Consider the following 15,773-nt stretch of genomic DNA (forward strand, 5'->3'; position numbering starts at 1 on the left):
CCCCCTCAGCCTGCCACAACCCGCCGCGACACCGCATCCACCACGGCCTGCCACGCCGGCAACGACGCCAGCACCGCGTCGGCGCGCCGCCGCCGGTCCGCCGCCGACGCCACCTGAAGATCCGCCAACACCGCCTCGAACCCCGGCCGCAGCACCCGCTCCCGCCGCGGCGCCACCGCCGCCAGCACCGCCAGACACCGCGCGTAGGTCACCAGCACCCAGAACATCGCCTCCCGGTGCCGCCCCGCCGCCACCAGCTCCGCCCCACCCTCGAAGACCACCGGCCGCCCCGCCGCGCCCAGGTCGGCCCCGAACGCGAACCCGTCGCGCGGCAGCCGCGCGACCTCCTCGAACACCACCGCCAACCCGGTCAGATGCTCCCGCACCCGCCCCGCGTCCACGCCGCCGCCGTCCAACGTCGCCAACAACTCCGGATAGCGCTCACCGAACCCGTGACCCGTCAACACCTCCGACGCCCGCACGTAGCGCCGCCGCACCGTCGGATCCGCCAGCCCCGCCACCGCCGGCCACACCGCCAGCAACGAGGTGGGGAACGCCCACGCCAACACCTGCTCCGCCATCGGCGCCCGCGCGTCCAGCGCCCGCAGCCCGTCCTCCACCCGTCGCCGTACGCCCGCGCAGCGGCGCCGCACCCACTCCGGGTCCGCGAACCCCGCCGCCACCCGCCGCCGGACCGCCGCCAACCGTCCGGACGGATCCGCGATCATCCCGTCGGTGCGGAACATCGGCGCGAACACCCACGACCCCAGCACGTCCTGCGGGTCACCCACCTCCGCCCAGGTCACCGTGCTGACCTCCAGCAGCACCCCACGATGGACGAACTTGCCCACCTTCGCGCCGGGGGAGCCGCGCACCAGCAGCACGTCCACGTCCGACCAGGCGGGCAAGACCGCGTCGTCCGGCAACCCCACCGTCGACCCGCTGAACAACGCCCCCTGCACCGACGGGTCGGAGCGCATCCGCTCCCGCACCCAGTCGACCGCCACCGCCCGCGCCGCACCCACCCGCATCCGGCCGATCCTGCCAGTCCCGTGGCTGGCCCGCGGTCCCCTCGCGTCCGGCCTACGTGGCCGACCCGGCCCGGCCGGGTCACCGGCGGGTCGGCACGCCCGGCGGGGTGAGCGGCGACGTGTGGATGCGCCCGTGACCGTGGCCGAGCGGCCCGCCGGCCCGACCGGTGCGCACCGCGATCACCTCGGCGGCGATGCTGACCGCGGTCTCGGCCGGCGTGCTCGCGCCCAGGTCCAGGCCGGCCGGGCCGGCGAGCCGGGCCAGCGCGTCGGCGGTCACGCCGGCCGCCCGCAGCCGGTCCAGGCGTTCGGCGTGCGCGCGGCGGGAGCCCACCGCGCCGACGTAGGCGGCCGGGCCGGCGAGGGCCACCTCCAGCAGCGGCAGCTCGAACTTCGGGTCGTGGGTCATGGCGATCAGCACCGTCCGCCCGTCCACCCGGGCGCCGGCGACCTCGGCGGCGAGGTAGCGGTGCGGCCAGTCGACGACCACCTCGTCGGCCGAGGGGAACCGGCGGCGGGTGGCGAAGGCCGGCCGGGCGTCGCAGACGGTCACCCGGTAGCCGAGCTGGGAGCCGACCGTGGCCAGCGCCGCGACGTGGTCGGTCGCGCCGAACAGGATCATCCGGGGCGGCGGCGGATGGGCGCGGACCAGTACCGCGTGCTCCGCGCCGTCGACGGTGTGCCGGTGCACCTCGGTGCGGGCGGCGGCCAGCGCCGCCCGTGCCTCCGGCAGGGTCGCCGCGTCGAGCCGCGCGTCGCCGAGCGATCCGTGCTCGCCCCACGGGCCGAGCAGCATCCGCCGGCCCATCCGCCGCCGGGGCCCGTCGACGCAGGTCAGCACCGCGACCTGCTGGCCGGCGCGCACGGCGGCGACCATCTCGTCGAGCCGGGGGAACGTGGCCCGGTCGAGGCGTTCGACGAAGACGTCGATGGTGCCGCCGCAGGTGAGCCCCACACCGGTGGCGGCCTCCTGACCGGCGCCGTAGCGCAGCGCCCGGGCCAGTCCGGTCGCGCGTACCCGCTCGGCCTCGGCGTGCACGGCCGCCTCCACGCAGCCGCCCGAGACGCTGCCCAGAACCGTGCCGTCCGGCCCGATGAGCATCGTGGCGCCGACCGGGCGCGGCGCGCTGCCCGCGGTGCCGGTGACGGTCGCGGCGGCCACCGGGTGGCCCGCCAGCCACCAGCGCAGCAGGTCGGGCAGGTGCTCACGCATCGAGCAGCCCCGCCTGCCCGGGTCGGTCCACGTCGGCGCCGTCGGCGACGTCGGCGCAGGGCACCACCCGTAACCGGTCGCGGTGCGCGCGCAGGTAGTCACGCGCGCCCCGGTCGCCGACCGCCGCCCGGGCGGCTCCCGCCCAGTGGTCGCGGCCGAGCAGCACCGGGTGCCCCTGGGTGCCGTCGCGGTGGGCGGCCACGGCGAGCGAGCCGGCGGTGGCGTCCCGGGCCACCCGGCGTACCGCGGCGGGGGTCAGGCCGGGCATGTCGACCAGGGTGACCACGGCCGCGACGGCGGGCGTGGTCAGCAGCGCGGCCAGCCCGGCGCGCAGCGAGGAGCCCATGCCGGTGGGCCACGCGTCGTTGCGGACCACCCGGGGCAGCCGGGCCCGCGCCCGCACCTCGTCGGCGGCCGCGCCGAGCACCACCACGACCGGATCGCAGCCGGCGGACGTGAGGATTCCGGCGGCGTGCTCGACCAGCAGGCCACCCCGGTGGGTCAGGAGCGCCTTCGGCATGCCGTACCGGCGGCCGGCGCCGGCGGCGAGGAGCAGTCCAGCCGTGGCCATGGGTCGAGCGTAGGCGTACGCCACGAGATCCGGTATCCCTCGCTTGTTGGTTTCTCGCCTAGCATGTATCTCGTATTTGCTGTCGGGATGGCGGTGAGGTGCCGGGTGACACCAGACGAAGCGCCCGCGTGGCGGCGGCTCTGCCCGCTGCCCCTGGACCGGTTGGCGCCGTTACCGGCCCTGACCGACCATCTCGACCGAGCCGGGACCGGCCGGCGGCTGGCCGAGGCCGACGCGACCCGCACACCTCCCGACGACGTGCTGGCGGAGTTGCGCTCCCTCGGTGTCGCGGCGGTGTACGACCCGGCCACGGCCACCGCCGTGCACGTCAACGCGCTCAACGCCGCACTGGCGCGACACAGCGGCAGTCTGGCGATCACCCTCGGCGTCAACGCGCTGGCGTTGCTGCCGCTCTACATCGCCGGCACCCCGCCCCAGCGCGACCGGGCCGGCGCCGTGCTGCGGGCCGGTGGCTCGGCCGCCATGCTGCTCACCGAGTTGGAGCACGGCAGCAACCTCGCCCGCGTCGCGACCCGCGCGGTGCCCGACGCGGGCCGCTGGCGGCTGACCGGCGAGAAGCACCTCATCAACGGCGGCACCCGGCACGACCTGCTGGTCACCCTGGCCCGGGTCGAGGGTGAGGACGGCCTCGGGTTGTTCCTCGCCGAACGGGACGACTCGGTCACCGCCCTGCCGGCCTGGCGCACGCTGCCCACGGCCGCCGCCGACATCTCCGGGGTACGCCTCGACGGCACGGTGGCGCAGCCGGTCGGCGTGCCCGGGGACGGCGCGGGCGTCCTGCGCCTGACCCTCGCCCTGTCCCGGGGCGGCATCGGGTCGCTGGCCTCGGGTGTCACCAGCGGGGCGCTCGCCCAGGCGGTCGCGTACGCCCGCGAGCGGGACGTCTACGGCGAGCCGATCGTCCACCTGGGCGCGATCGCGGAGCACCTGTTCCGGGTCGCCGCGCTCGACGTGCTGGTCGCGGCCGCCGCCGTCAAGGCCACCTTCCTGATCAACACGCTCGGACCGGCCGCCGCGCACGCCACCGCGGTGGCCAAGTACGCCTGCTGCCTGCTCGCCGAGGAGGCCGTCACCGAGGGTCGTGCCGTGCTGGGCTCCCGCGCGCTGGTCGAGGAGTTCGGCTATGCCGCCCGGGTACGGGACGTGCTGCTCTACGGGGTCTTCGACGGCACCAGCCACATCCTGCTCGACCAGTTGCAGTGGCGGCTGGAACGCTTCGCCGCCGGCCCGCCCCCGGGCGGGGACGGCTACCGCACGCTCGCCGAGGCGTACGCGGGCGTGCCGCAACCGCTGGTCCACGTCGCCCGGTTGCGGGTGCGGCCGTTCGCGCCGAACCCGGCGGCACGCGCCGCGACGCTGGCGGCGGCCACCGGCCGGCCTGCGGTGGCCGCGCTGGCGACGCTGCTGCGGCGCCTGTTCGACCTGGTGGGCCACGCCCGGCGCGGCGGACGCTGGGCCGCCGACCAGGCCTGGCGGTTCGCCGGGGCCGCGGTCCTCGCGGAGGCGGAGACGCTGCTGGCCGCCGTCGAGCTGGTCGATCCGTACGGCCGGGGCACGGCCGGCCTGCCCGGCCGCGCCGGGGAGGTCGACGAGGCCGCGCTCGGCTACGCGCTCGGCTGGCGGGGCGCGGTCCTCGCCGCCCGGGTCGACGAGCTCGCCGCCGACCTGGCGGCCGACGATCCACCCGGGCCCGGTGCGGTGGAGCGGACCGACGACCTGCTCGCGGCGTTCGCGGGTGAACGAGCCCCGGCGCGCGCGGCGCTGCGGCGCTGGCTGACCTCGACGCCGGCCGACCCGTCGGCTGCGGGGGCGTCCCGGTGAGCGGCCGCCGGCCGCGGGTGGCCGTCGACGTGGCCGGCGCGGATCTCGGGCCGCAACCGGTGGTCGCCGGCGCGCTCGCCGCCGCGGCGAACGCGGACGTGGTCCTGGTCGGCCCGCGCGAACGCATCCGGCCGCTGTTGCCCGACGGTGCGCCCCCACCGGGGGTACGGCTGCTCGACGCCCCGGACGTGGTGGGCATGGCCGACGACCCGGTGGCCGCCACGTACGCCAAGCGGCGCTCGTCGCTGCTGCTCGCCGCCGCGGAGGTGGCGGCCGGGCGGGTCGACGCGATGGTGACTCCGGGCAACACCGGCGCCGCGGTGCTGGCGGCGGCGGCCCGGCTGGGTCGGGTGCCGGGGGTGACCAACCCGGCGCTGGCGACGGTCCTGCCGGTGCCGGACGCCGGCCCGACCGTGCTGCTCGACATCGGCGCGACCGCCACCGCGCAGCCGGAGTGGCTCGTCGAGTTCGCCGTGCTCGGCGCCGAGTACGCCCGCTGCCGCCTCGGCGTCGACCGGCCCCGGATCGGGCTGCTGTCCAACGGCCACGAGTCGGTCAAGGGCGGCCCGGTGCGCCGCGACGCGCATCTGCTGCTGGCCGCGATGCCCGGCTACGTGGGCCAGATCGAGGCGTACGACGTGCTGGGTGGCCGGGTGGACGTGGCGGTGACCGACGGGTTCACCGGCGACGTGGCGTTGAAGATGTACGAGCGCACGCTGGACGCCACGGTGGGGCTGGCGCTGGCGGCGGTGCGGGCGTTCTCGCCGATCGGCGCGTTGGCGCGCGACCGGGAACGGCTGGTGACCGCGACGGTGCGCCGCGGGCTGGCGGCCGAGGCCGGCGGCGCGTTGCTCGGGGTACGCGGCGTGTGTGTGGTCTGCCACGGCGCGGCCGGCGCGGCCGACGTGGCGGCCGGCGTGGGCATCGCGGTCGAGTGCGTGCGGTCCGGGGTGGTGGCGCGCACCGGCGCGGCGTTCGCCGCCTCGTCGCGCCGCCGGCGTGGGGCGCGACGGGTCGCCGTCGACGGATGACCGAACCCTTTCTTGTATCTAGTTTCCACATACGAGCGTTGATATGGTGCCGGGGACTCCTGGGGTGAGGGTGGTGCGATGTCAGAGCAGATGATCCAGGTCCACGAGCTGCGCCGGTCGTTCGGCGCGACGACGGCTGTCGACGGGGTCGGATTCGAGGTGGGCGCCGGGGAGGTGGTCGGCCTGCTCGGCCCGAACGGCGCCGGCAAGACCACCACTATCCACTGTCTCACCACACTGCTCAGGCCGGATTCGGGCAGTGCCCGGGTCGCCGGGTTCGACGTGGTCGAGCAGGCCGCGCAGGTGCGCCGCAGCGTCGCCGTCACCGGGCAGTTCGCGGCGCTCGACGAGATGCTCACCGGCCGGGAGAACCTGGTGCTGTTCGGCCGCCTGCTCGGGCTCGACCGGCGGGCCGCCGCCGCCCGCGCCGACGAGCTGGTCGAGCGCTTCGACCTGGGGGAGGTGGCCGGCAAGCCGATCCGCACCTACTCCGGCGGCCTGCGCCGCCGCGCCGACCTGGCCGCGAGCCTGGTGGTCGACCGGCCGGTGCTGTTCCTCGACGAGCCGACCACCGGGCTGGACCCGCGCAGCCGGCGGGCGTTGTGGGAGATGGTCCGGCACCTGCGCGCCGACGGCACCACGGTGCTGTTGACCACGCAGTACCTGGAGGAGGCGGACCAACTGGCCGACCGGGTGCTGCTGATCGACCACGGGCGGGTCGTCGCCGAGGGCACCCCGGACGAGCTGAAGGGCCGCCTCGGCGGCACGGTCTGCGAGGTGCGGGTCGAGGATCCGCGGGCCCGGGAGACCGCCGCCGCGCGGCTGCGGGAGGCGTTCCCGGAGCTGACCGAGGCCGACGACGTGCTGCGCGTCGCCGCGGGCGCGGGCACGCTGACCGAGGTGGTGCGCCGGCTGGAGTCCGCCGGCGTCGAGGCCGACGACGTCACGGTCCGCCGGCCCACCCTGGACGAGGTGTTCCTGTCGCTCACCGGCTCGGCCGCCGGGGTGCCCGACGTGGCGGGAGCCGGGCGGTGACCGTCGCGAGCCCGCCGGCCGCCGGCCCGGCGCGGCAGTTCGCCGTGCTGGCCGGGCGCAACCTGCGGCAGGCGCGGGCCGGCCGGTCGATCGGGTTGACGGTGGTCTTCCCGCTGACGTTCTTCGCCGGCTTCATGGTGGTGTTCCACCGGCTGATGTCCGACTACGGGATCGCCTACGAGCAGTTCCTGCCACCGGCGATCGTCGTGCAGACCACCGCCCTGGTCGCCATGTCGGCGTGCTACATGGTCGCCGGTGACGCCCGCAGCGGGTTGATCGCCCGCTACCGCACGCTGCCGATGGGCGCGGCCGTGGTGCCCGCCGCCCGGCTGGTGGTCGACGCGGCGCGGGCCGCCGTCGCGGTGGCGGTGATCCTGGTCGCCGCCGTCGCGGTCGGTTTCCGGTTCACCGCGGGCGCGGCCGGCGCGGTGGGCTTCGTGCTGCTGGCGGTCGGTTTCGCGGTCGTGCTGGCGGCCGGGTGCGCCGCGCTGGGCCTGGGAGCTCGTGACCCGGAGCAGGTCTACTCGGCGCTCACCCTGCCGTATCTGGTGCTGACCACCGTCTCCACCGCCTTCGTGCCGGTCGACGCGTTCCCGGGCTGGTTGCAGCCGCTGGTCCGGGTGTCGCCGTTCTCCGCCCAGGTCGACGCGTTGCGGGCGCTGTCCACCGAGGGCGCCGACCAGCGGGTGTGGCCGGCGCTGGCCTGGTTGCTGGCGCTGGGCCTGCTGTTCGGCCTCGCCGCCGCCCGTTCGTTCCGGAGGACCCGATGAGCACTGTCACCCAGGCGTCGTTGTTCGCCGGGCGCAACCTGCGCCGGTTCTTCCGCGCCCCGCCGGCGCTGATCTATTCGTTCGCGTTCCCGGTGCTGCTCCTGCTCACCCAGTACGCGGTCTTCGGGCGCATCGTCGGCGACGGCGACCGCCAGCACTACCTGGAGCGGCTCGCGCCGCTTGTGGTGCTCTCGACCGCCGCGTTCGGCTCGCCGTCGAGCGCGGTGGGCTTCCTGCGCGACCTCAAGGGCGGGCTGGTCGACCGGCTGCGGGCGATGCCGGTGCGGCCGGGGGCGCTGCTGGTCGGCCGGCTCACCGGTGACGTGCTGCGCATCGTGCTCATCGGCGTGCTCACCACCGCGGTGGCGATGCTTCTCGGGTTCCGGTTCCGGCAGGGCGCCGCGGCCGTGGTGGGCTTCTTCGCGGTGGTCGCGCTGTTCGGGGCGATGTGGGCGGCGATCGCGCTGTGGCGTGGCTCGGGGCCGGGCGACGAGGAGTCGTTGCCGCCGTCGCTGACCGGCCCGGCGACGCTGCTGTTCATCTTCTCCTCGGGGTTCGTGCCGGTGTCGGCGTTCCCGTCGGTGGTGCAGCCGCTGGTGCGGGCCAACCCGTTCTCGGTGGCCACCGAGGCGCTGGTCGGGCTCTCCTCCGGCGGGCCGGTCCTGGCGCCGGTGCTGCAGACGCTCGCCTGGGTGCTCGGGTTGGGCGGGGTCTGCCTGCTGGTGGCGGTACGCCGGTTCGCCCGCCGCACCGCCCCCTGACCGCGCCCCGGGTCAGGCCGGGCTGGCCATCCGGTAGAGCATCTGCTGGCCGCCGGTGGCCAGCAGATGCCCACGGTCGGACCACACCCGGGCCCGCGCGCCCAGCGTGCCGCCGTTGGCCGAGGCGGCCTCGCCCTCGACCAGCAGCCACTCGCCGGTGTCGCCGCCGGCTTGGAAACCCACGTAGAGATCCATGCTCGGGGCCATGAAGGTGGTCCGCTCGAACGCCTGCACGATCGCCGGGAACTGCACCACGTCGACGGCGAACACCAGCCGGGCGGCCGCCAGCCAGGCGTCGGCCTCGGCCGGCAGCGGCTCGTGCAGCCGCAGCCAGCCCCGCACCGTCGGCACGCCGTCGCGCTGCGGCGACCAGCCGCCGGCCGGCCAGCCGGACAGCCGTACCTCGTAGCAGCGTTCCCAGATCGGCAGCACCGGCAGTCCGTCGCGGCGCATCAGGTCGACGAGCGCCGGCAGCTCGTCGGGCCCGGGCAGCTCGGGCGCCGGCATCCAGCGGCGCTCCGGGCCGACCAGGCCGCCCGCGACGGTCCACACGTGCGCGGCGAGCACCGTCCGGTTGCGCTGGCGCAGCGTGACGTGGAACGCGGCGGCGCGGCGGGTGCCGTGCGCCCGCTCCACCGTCAGCTCGGCCTCCCCGTAGCGGGCCGGGGCGAGGAACTGGCAGCTCAGGCTCACCGGGAGCAGCCCGCCCGCGGCGTCGCCCGCGGCCCGCAGGGCGACCGCCGCCAGGTAGCCGCCGTTGGGTCCCCACACCGACCAGTCCTCGGCGAGGTGGGCCCGGTAGCGACCCGGCCCGGTCCGCTCGACCGCGGCGTCGTCCGCGAGACTGGCCATCCGGACCTCCCCCTCCACGCACCATCCGTCGACCCAAGATACTGCACAGAAAAGCCAGATACGAGTACGATGCGGCGCATGGATCTGCGTGACAGCGCCGAGGAGGCCACGTTCCGGGCCGGGCTGCGCGACTGGCTGGCCCGGTCGGTGCCGGTGACCGCCGGGGCGGACGGCGCGCCGGCGCGGGGGCGGTGGGACGACGTGGCCGCCGTCCGGTCCTTCAGCGCCGCGCTGCACGAGGCCGGCTACGCCGGGCTGACCTGGCCGGTGGAGTACGGCGGACGCGGGTTGTCCCCGGCGCACCAGGCGATCTACCTGGAGGAGAGCGCCCGCGCCGAGGCCGGTGAGCACATCGGCGTGATCGGCCTGGGCATGGTCGGCCCCACCGTCATCGCCTGCGGGTCACCCGCGCAACGGGCCTGGTACCTGCCCCGGATCCTCACCGGCGAGGTCATCTTCTGCCAGGGCTTCTCCGAACCCGAGGCGGGCAGCGACCTGTCCGCCGTGCGGACGCTGGCCCGACGCGACGGCGACGACCTGGTGGTGACCGGGCAGAAGGTGTGGTCCTCCTACGCCCACCTGGCCGACCACTGCCTGCTGCTCGCCCGCACCGATCCGGACGCCACCCGCCACCGCGGCCTGTCGTGCCTGCTGGTCGACCTGCGCACGCCTGGGGTGACGGTGCGTCCGATCCGCCAGATGACGGGCGAGGCCGAGTTCGCCGAGATCGAGCTCGACGAGGCGCGGGTGCCGCTCGACGCGGTGGTCGGCGACGTCGGTGACGGCTGGCGGGTGGCGATGACCACGCTGGCCCACGAACGCGGCACCTTCGGCTTCACGCTCACCGCCCGGCTGGAGGTGGCGTTCCGCCGGCTGGTCGCGACCGCCCGGGCCCGGGGTCGCGACACCGACCCGCTGGTCCGCGACCAGATCGCCGCCCGCTACGTCGAGCTGGAGGGGCTGCGCTGGACCAACCGGCGCGCCCTGGCCGAGCTGCGGCGCACCGGCACGCCGGGCCCGGAGACGTCGGTGGTCAAGCTGCGCTGGTCGCGGGCCCACCAGCGGCTGACGGCGCTGGCGGTGCAGCTCACCGCCGGTGGTCGACCGGACGGGTGGGACCGCTACTGGCGGCGCGAGCTGCTGCGCAGCCGCGCCAACACCATCGAGGGCGGCACCTCCGAGGTGCTGCGCAACGTGATCGCCGAGCGGGTGCTCGGCCTGCCCAGGTCGTACTGACCCGCCGTCCCGAGGAGACAGCACCATGGACTTCGCACTGACCGGCGAGCAGGAGGCGTTGCGCGACACCGCGGCGAAGTACCTCGCCGACGAGCGCGCGGGTGCCGACGCCGACCGGGTGTGGACCGACGTCACCGGGCTCGGCTGGCTGGATGCCGAGCTGGGCGCGGTCGAGCAGGCGCTGCTCGCCGAGCAGCTCGGCCACGCGCGCAGCGCGCTGCCCTGGTGGGCGACCGTGGGCCTGGCCGGGCCGGCGCTGCGGGCCGCCGGACAACCGCCGGGTCGGCCCGCCACGCTGGCCTGGGCCGAGGAGTCCGGCCCCGGCACGCTCGCCGGCCTGCTCGCCCCGTCCCGCTCCGCCCCGCCCGGCGGCTGCGTGGTAGCCGCCGACGGCGCCCTCACCGGGCGCAAGGTCGCGGTGCCGCACGTGGCGCAGGCGGTGGACCTGGTGGTGGCCGTGACCGGCCCGGAGGGCGTGGAGCTGCGCCTGGTCGACGCGTCCGCGCTGCGCCCGGCGCCGGACGACGCCGGGCCGGCGGCCCTGGACCCCACCCGGCCGTCCGCCACGGTGGACCTGTCGGGTCTGGTGTCGACGTTGCTGGTCGCGGCGTCCGCGAGCGCGGACGTGCTCGCCGAGACCCGGCGGCGCACGCTGGCGCTGCTCGCCGCGGAGGCGGTCGGCGTGGCGACGCGCGCGCTGGCCTGGGCCACCGGACACGCCGGCGCCCGCACCCAGTTCGGCCGGCCGATCGGCGCGAACCAGGCGGTGGCGCACCCGCTCGCGGAACTCTACGGCCAGGTCGAGACCGCCCGGTCACTCGCCTACCGGGCCGCCTGGTCGGTCGACGCGGAGCCGGGTCCGGTCGCGGACCGGGCGGTCGCCGCCGCCGCGGTGGCCGGGCGCGAGGCCGCGACCACCGCCTGCGAGACCGCCATCCAGACGTACGGAGGCAGCGGCTTCACCTGGGACCAGCCGCTGCACCACTGGTATCGGCGGGCGTGGTGGCTGGCCACCTTCGACGGTACGGTGAGCGACCTGCGCGCCGAGTTGGCCGCGTCGCTGCTGGACGAGGCGCCCGGTCAGGACGCCCTGGGCCGGTAGGAGCCGAAGCTCCAGATGTTGCCCTCGGAGTCGCGCACCGAGTAGCCCTGACCGCCGTAGTCCTCGTCTCGCAGCTTCTGCACGATCTCGGCTCCGGCCGCGACGAGCCGGTCGTGGTGCGCGGCCACGTCGTCGAGCACCACGTAGGTCGCCCCGGGGCCGGTCTCCAGCACCAGGCGCCCGTCGCCGCCGTCTGTTTCGGAGGCGAGCATGACCATGCCGTTGCCCCAGGTCAGCTGGGCGTGGCTGATGGTGCCGTCCGGACCGGGGACGACCAGGGCCTCGCGGAAGCCGACGACGTCCACCAGCCAGCGGACGGCGGCCGGCGCGTCGCGGTAGCGAAGCGTGGGGATGATTTCCGGGCCTGCGCTCATGCCGAAGAGTCTAATGAAGAATCGCGGATAGCACATGCGCTGCGCATGGCATGTCGGATCTTCGGCTACGCTGTGCCCATGCTTCGCTACGACTACGTCATCGTCGGCGCGGGAGCGGCCGGCGCGGTGCTGGCCGCGCGGTTGAGCGAGGAGCCCGGGCGTTCGGTGCTGCTGCTGGAGGCCGGGCCCGACCTGGTCGGCGACGCCGGACCGGAGGTGCTGTGCACCGGTTCGGTGGAGGCGGAGGACGGCTTCGACTGGGACCTGCGCGCCACCGTGGTCGCCGGGCGCGAGGCGCCGCTGCGACGCGGTCGGGTGGTCGGCGGCTCGACCCGGATCAACGACCGGGGCGCGATGCGCGCGCCGGCGGCCGACTTCGCCGCCTGGGGTCGAGTCGTGCCGGAGTGGGACTGGCCGGCCGTGCTGCCCGCGTTCCGCCGGCTGGAGAGCGACGCGCAGTTCGGCGACCGTGACTACCACGGCGCCGACGGCCCGGTGCCGATCACCCGCTGGTCGCGTGGCCAGCTGACCCCGGCGATGGACGGCTTCCTGGAGGCGGTGCTCGCGCTCGGGCACGACTACCAGGAGGACATGAACGCCCCCGACGCGGTGGGCATCGGGATGTATCCGCAGAACCGGCGGGACCGGCTGCGCATGTCCACCGCGCAGACCCACCTCGACCCCGCCCGGTCCCGGCCCAACCTGACGGTGCGCGGCGACGCCGAGGTCGAGCGGGTGCTGCTGGCCGACGGCCGGGCGGTGGGGGTGCGCGTCGGTGGCGAGACGATCGGCGCCGGTGAGGTCGTCCTCTGCGCGGGCAGCCCCTACAGCCCGGCGCTGCTGCTGCGCTCGGGCATCGGCCCGGCCGACGAGCTGCGGGCCGCCGGCGTCACCCCGCTGGTCGACCTGCCCGGCGTGGGCGCCGACGTGATCGACCAGCCGGGCGCGATCATCCTGGTGGTGCCCGAGCCGGAGGCGGTCGGCGGCGACTGGCCCCGCACCCAGCTCATCGGCCGGCTCGCCGGCATCCCCGGGCACGCCGCCGACCAGGCCTTCTACCTGAGCCTGTTCACCGGGATGAGCACCACCCGCGGCGCCGGCGCGGGCCTGGACCGCCTCGTCGGCACCGATCTCATCAACACGGTCATGATCGGCGACATGGCGATGGCCTCGCGGGGCCGGGTCGGCATCAGCTCCGCCGACGCCACCGCGTCGCCCCTGGTCGACCTCGACTTCTACTCGGCCGACGGCGACCTCGCCCGGATGCGTGCCGCCTACCGGCACGCGTGGGAGATCGCCAACCAGGCGGCGTTCACCAAGACCGTGGCCCGCTTCGCGCTCGTGGACGACGCGGTGGTGGCCGACGACGAGCAACTCGACCAGATGCTGCGCACCACCACCTACAGCCGGCTCAACCTGGTCGGCGGCGCCCGGATGGGTCCCACCGACGACCCGGGTGCGGTGGTCGACGGGCACTGCCGGGTGCACGGCGTGCCCGGCCTGCGGGTGGTCGACGCCTCCGTGGTGCCGGTGCCGTTGCGGGCGCCGGCGGCGCTGACCAGCATCATGATCGGTGAGCGTGGTGCCGAGCTGATCCGGGGCTGAGCGGGCCGGTCAGGTTCGCAGCAGGCTCGACAGGGGCGTGCGTGGATCGGCCACCACCGTGCGCGCGACGCTGACGTAGCCGTCGATCAGCCGCTCGGCGTCCGCGGGCGCCAGCCGGGGCGTGTGGAACAGCACCACCCGCAGGCCCGTGCCGCGCGGCGCCACCGCCAGCTCGGTGCCGAACCGGCTGCCGATCGCCTCGGGCAGGAGCAGCTCGAAGTCGGCGTCGGCGACCGAAACCCGGTGGTCGAGCGCGGCCATCATCTGGAACACCACGTCGTCGACCCGGCCACCCAGGTTGGCGCTGCCGGTGGCGACCGCCTGGTAGGGCTGCTCCTGGTTGGCGAACGCGGCGGCGGCGGTCGCGTGGGTGGCCGTCAGCAGCGCCGGGAACGTGGCGAACGGGGGCAGCCGGGTGCGCAGCACCACCATGTTGGCGCAGAAGCCCACGGTGCGCTGGCTCTCCGGACGGCTGCGGTTGGCGAACAGCGAGGCGACCGCGAGGTCACCCTGACCGGTGATCCGGTGCAGCACCGCGTAGTAGACCGCGAGCGTGACGGCGAACAGGGTGGTGCGGTGCTGCCGGGCCAGTTCCCGCAGCCCGCCGGCCACGTCGGCGTCGAGGTCGCGCCCCAGCACGCCCGGCGTCGCGCCCGGCGGTGGCTCGCGGTAGGGCAGTCGGGGCAGCCGCAGTCCGGTGAGCTGGGCCCGCCAGAAATCCCGCTGCCGGTCCAGCTCGGCGCCGGCCAGCCGGGCCTCCTGCCAGGCGACGAACTGGCCGTACTGCCACGGCACCGGGGGCAGCTCGACGGGGCGGTTCGGGCGCCGGGCGTAGAGCGCGCGCAGTTCCTCGAAGAGCAGCCCGCACGACCAGGCGTCGGTGACCAGATGGTGCATGGTGAAGCAGAGGACGATCTCGTCGTCGGCCACCTGCCAGGCGGTGGCCCGGGTGGGCCATGTGCCGACGTCCACCCGGGTGGACAGCTCGGTGGCGACGGCTGTCTCCGCCGCGGCACGTGGGTCGGGGGCGGCGCGCAGGTCGACCACCGGCAGTGGCACCGGTCGCGGGTCCCGCACGTGCTGGGTCAGGCGGGGGCCACGGCCGGTGAAGGTGGTCCGCAGGGCCTCGTGCCGGGCGGTCAGCGCGGTCAGCGCCGCAGCGAGCGCGTCGACGTCGACAGTGCCGGTCACCCGGCACAGCAGCGGGCAGTTCAGCGCCCCGTGGTCGGCGCGGTAGTGGTCGATGATGCCGAGCAGTCGCTGACCGACGGAGGCCGGTAGTTCTCGGGGCGCCACGCTGCGACGGTACCCGGCCGCTCACGTATCTGTCATCAAGGGTCTGGCATCTCGTGTTATCTGTCGGTACCTTGGGCGCATGTCTGGTCTGTCGGTCACCACGCCCGTGCCGGCTCGGCTGACGTGGCGGTACGAGTCCGAGATGCCTCGGGTGCTCTCCCTCTACGAGCGGGCCAAGAGCGCGCAGTGGAACGCCACCACGGACGTGGACTGGTCGATCCCGGTGCCGTTCGGCGAGCCGTTGCCCGACGACTCGGCGTTCGCCATGGCCTCCTTCGAGGCGTCCCCGCTGGCCGCGCGCGGTCGTCCGATGTGGGACACGTTCCGCTGGGAGCTCCAGTCCTGGATGGTCAGCCAGTTCCTGCACGGCGAGCAGGGCGCGCTGGTGGTCGCCGCCCGCCTGGTCGAGGTGGTCCCCGACCTGGACAGCAAGTACTACGCGGCCAGTCAGGCCGCCGACGAGGCGCGGCACGTCGAGGCGTTCTCCCGCTACCTGCGGGAGAAGGTGCCCGAGCCGTACCCGATCAACCCGGCGCTGGCCGAACTGCTGGAGGACCTGCTCTCCGACGCCCGCTGGGACATCACCGCGCTGGGCATGCAGATCATCGTCGAGGCGTTGGCGATGGCCGCGTTCCGGCTCGCCAACAGCACCTTCCACGACCGGCTCATCTGCGACATCACCCGGCTGGTGGCCCGCGACGAGGCCCGGCACGTGTCCTTCGGCGTGCTGTCGCTGGAGGGCATCTACGCGGAGATGACGAGCGCCGAGCGGGCCGACCGGGAGGAGATGGTGCTCGAGTCGGCCAGCCTGATGCGCCGCCGGTTCCTGCTCGAGGACGTGTGGGAGCGCATCGAGGTCGACCGCGACGAGGGCGTCGACTTCGCCGCGCACAACGAGCTGATGATCAAGTATCGGCAGGCCATCTTCGCCCGGGTGGTCACCGCCCTGGCCAACATCGGGCTGCTGACACCCCGGGTCCGCTCGGGCCTGGAACGCCTCGACCTCATCGGCTTCGCCGACCGCTCGATCCGCCTACCTCGCGCCTGACCGGAG

Annotated in this window: 15 protein-coding genes; 9 read left to right on the top strand and 6 right to left on the bottom strand. The window is 75.5% G+C overall.

Annotated elements, in window-relative coordinates:
* Positions 1–5: 5 nt before the first annotated feature.
* The 3 genes from O7618_RS09625 to O7618_RS09635 form a co-directional block, all read right to left on the bottom strand.
* Positions 6–1,031 (bottom strand): hypothetical protein, encoded by a 1,026-nt coding sequence (locus O7618_RS09625; protein WP_278105668.1) that lies wholly within the window; start codon positions 1,029–1,031, stop codon positions 6–8.
* A gap of 79 nt (positions 1,032–1,110) precedes the next feature.
* Positions 1,111–2,244 (bottom strand): XdhC/CoxI family protein, encoded by a 1,134-nt coding sequence (locus O7618_RS09630; RefSeq protein WP_278105669.1) that lies wholly within the window; start codon positions 2,242–2,244, stop codon positions 1,111–1,113.
* Positions 2,237–2,815 carry a nucleotidyltransferase family protein gene (locus O7618_RS09635; protein ID WP_278105670.1) on the bottom strand — a complete coding sequence of 193 codons (579 nt, stop codon included), beginning with the start codon at positions 2,813–2,815 and terminating at the stop codon, positions 2,237–2,239. Before O7618_RS09635 ends, O7618_RS09630 begins: the two co-directional genes overlap by 8 nt.
* Before the next feature lie 105 nt (positions 2,816–2,920).
* On the opposite strand from O7618_RS09635, the gene O7618_RS09640 reads away from it, so the two are divergent.
* From O7618_RS09640 to O7618_RS09660, 5 genes are all read left to right on the top strand, one after another.
* Positions 2,921–4,657 (top strand): acyl-CoA dehydrogenase family protein, encoded by a 1,737-nt coding sequence (locus O7618_RS09640; RefSeq protein ID WP_278105671.1) that lies wholly within the window; start codon positions 2,921–2,923, stop codon positions 4,655–4,657.
* The gene (locus O7618_RS09645; protein ID WP_278105672.1) at positions 4,654–5,688 is read left to right on the top strand and encodes a phosphate acyltransferase PlsX; all 1,035 of its coding nucleotides are present in this window, start codon (positions 4,654–4,656) and stop codon (positions 5,686–5,688) included. Before O7618_RS09640 ends, O7618_RS09645 begins: the two co-directional genes overlap by 4 nt.
* 78 nt (positions 5,689–5,766) lie before the next feature.
* A complete protein-coding gene (locus O7618_RS09650) occupies positions 5,767–6,723 on the top strand; it encodes an ATP-binding cassette domain-containing protein (protein ID WP_278105673.1) in 957 nt (318 codons plus the stop codon).
* Positions 6,720–7,493, top strand: coding sequence for an ABC transporter permease (locus O7618_RS09655; protein ID WP_278105674.1), 774 nt, complete (start codon positions 6,720–6,722; stop codon positions 7,491–7,493). The genes O7618_RS09650 and O7618_RS09655 overlap by 4 nt, the downstream gene beginning before the upstream one ends.
* Positions 7,490–8,254 (top strand): ABC transporter permease, encoded by a 765-nt coding sequence (locus tag O7618_RS09660; RefSeq protein WP_278105675.1) that lies wholly within the window; start codon positions 7,490–7,492, stop codon positions 8,252–8,254. Before O7618_RS09655 ends, O7618_RS09660 begins: the two co-directional genes overlap by 4 nt.
* A 12-nt stretch (positions 8,255–8,266) precedes the next feature.
* On the opposite strand, the gene O7618_RS09665 is transcribed toward O7618_RS09660, so the two are convergent.
* Entirely contained in the window at positions 8,267–9,106 is an 840-nt protein-coding gene (locus O7618_RS09665) for a thioesterase family protein (RefSeq protein ID WP_278105676.1), read from the bottom strand.
* Positions 9,107–9,184: 78 nt separating this feature from the next.
* On the opposite strand from O7618_RS09665, the gene O7618_RS09670 reads away from it, so the two are divergent.
* Positions 9,185–10,342, top strand: coding sequence for an acyl-CoA dehydrogenase family protein (locus tag O7618_RS09670; RefSeq protein WP_278105677.1), 1,158 nt, complete (start codon positions 9,185–9,187; stop codon positions 10,340–10,342).
* A 25-nt stretch (positions 10,343–10,367) separates the two neighbouring features.
* The gene (locus tag O7618_RS09675; RefSeq protein ID WP_278105678.1) at positions 10,368–11,444 is read left to right on the top strand and encodes an acyl-CoA dehydrogenase family protein; all 1,077 of its coding nucleotides are present in this window, start codon (positions 10,368–10,370) and stop codon (positions 11,442–11,444) included.
* On the opposite strand, the gene O7618_RS09680 is transcribed toward O7618_RS09675, so the two are convergent.
* Positions 11,423–11,818: a VOC family protein gene (locus O7618_RS09680; protein WP_278105680.1), complete on the bottom strand. Its 396-nt coding sequence runs from the start codon at positions 11,816–11,818 to the stop codon at positions 11,423–11,425. The genes O7618_RS09675 and O7618_RS09680 overlap by 22 nt on opposite strands.
* A 78-nt stretch (positions 11,819–11,896) precedes the next feature.
* Here O7618_RS09680 and O7618_RS09685 point away from each other — a divergent pair, with 78 nt between their 5' ends.
* Entirely contained in the window at positions 11,897–13,423 is a 1,527-nt protein-coding gene (locus O7618_RS09685) for a GMC oxidoreductase (RefSeq protein WP_278105682.1), read from the top strand.
* A 9-nt stretch (positions 13,424–13,432) separates the two neighbouring features.
* On the opposite strand, the gene O7618_RS09690 is transcribed toward O7618_RS09685, so the two are convergent.
* Positions 13,433–14,719, bottom strand: a complete 1,287-nt coding sequence (locus O7618_RS09690) for a condensation domain-containing protein (RefSeq protein ID WP_278105683.1) — start codon at positions 14,717–14,719, stop codon at positions 13,433–13,435.
* Positions 14,720–14,798: 79 nt separating this feature from the next.
* Between O7618_RS09690 and O7618_RS09695 the strand changes: the two genes are divergently transcribed.
* Positions 14,799–15,767, top strand: a complete 969-nt coding sequence (locus tag O7618_RS09695) for a ferritin-like domain-containing protein (protein ID WP_278105684.1) — start codon at positions 14,799–14,801, stop codon at positions 15,765–15,767.
* Positions 15,768–15,773 lie beyond the last annotated feature (6 nt).

Origin of the sequence: Micromonospora sp. WMMD980 (assembly GCF_029626035.1) — a bacterium.
In the GTDB taxonomy this organism is placed as follows: Bacteria; Actinomycetota; Actinomycetes; order Mycobacteriales; family Micromonosporaceae; genus Micromonospora.

Excerpts from the sequence above, each read along its gene's own strand:
- O7618_RS09625 (WP_278105668.1), bottom strand. The coding sequence starts at position 1,031 with ATGCGGGTGGGTGCGGCGCGGGCGGTGGCGGTCGACTGGGTGCGGGAG.
- O7618_RS09630 (WP_278105669.1), bottom strand. The coding sequence starts at position 2,244 with ATGCGTGAGCACCTGCCCGACCTGCTGCGCTGGTGGCTGGCGGGCCAC.
- O7618_RS09635 (WP_278105670.1), bottom strand. The coding sequence starts at position 2,815 with ATGGCCACGGCTGGACTGCTCCTCGCCGCCGGCGCCGGCCGCCGGTAC.
- O7618_RS09650 (WP_278105673.1), top strand. The coding sequence starts at position 5,767 with ATGTCAGAGCAGATGATCCAGGTCCACGAGCTGCGCCGGTCGTTCGGC.
- O7618_RS09660 (WP_278105675.1), top strand. The coding sequence starts at position 7,490 with ATGAGCACTGTCACCCAGGCGTCGTTGTTCGCCGGGCGCAACCTGCGC.
- O7618_RS09665 (WP_278105676.1), bottom strand. The coding sequence starts at position 9,106 with ATGGCCAGTCTCGCGGACGACGCCGCGGTCGAGCGGACCGGGCCGGGT.
- O7618_RS09670 (WP_278105677.1), top strand. The coding sequence starts at position 9,185 with ATGGATCTGCGTGACAGCGCCGAGGAGGCCACGTTCCGGGCCGGGCTG.
- O7618_RS09675 (WP_278105678.1), top strand. The coding sequence starts at position 10,368 with ATGGACTTCGCACTGACCGGCGAGCAGGAGGCGTTGCGCGACACCGCG.
- O7618_RS09680 (WP_278105680.1), bottom strand. The coding sequence starts at position 11,818 with ATGAGCGCAGGCCCGGAAATCATCCCCACGCTTCGCTACCGCGACGCG.
- O7618_RS09685 (WP_278105682.1), top strand. The coding sequence starts at position 11,897 with ATGCTTCGCTACGACTACGTCATCGTCGGCGCGGGAGCGGCCGGCGCG.
- O7618_RS09695 (WP_278105684.1), top strand. The coding sequence starts at position 14,799 with ATGTCTGGTCTGTCGGTCACCACGCCCGTGCCGGCTCGGCTGACGTGG.